General features: G+C 65.7%; 1 pseudogene. It reads right to left on the minus strand.

The window, feature by feature from the left end:
• Positions 1-210, minus strand: a pseudogene (locus QM806_RS41280) (TetR/AcrR family transcriptional regulator); the annotation flags it as partial.

A 210-nucleotide genomic window follows, 5' to 3' on the forward strand; every position in this document is an offset into this window, starting at 1 on the left:
GAGCAGGACCATCGTGGCGATCTGACGGATGTCCCCGGCGCGGAAAGAGCCTTGGTCCTGACCCGTCGACACCGCGACCGCAACCTGGTCGATGATCGCCCGCTGGCTCGTGCCCAGCCGCTCGAGGCTGTAGGTGGTGAACAGTTCCTGATCCGAACGCAGGATCTTCACGACCAGCGGATGGTCGCGCACCTCGGTGGCCACGTGGAC

Source organism: Rhodococcus sp. IEGM 1351 (assembly GCF_030056875.1).
In the GTDB taxonomy this organism is placed as follows: Bacteria; Actinomycetota; Actinomycetes; order Mycobacteriales; family Mycobacteriaceae; genus Rhodococcus_F; species Rhodococcus_F opacus.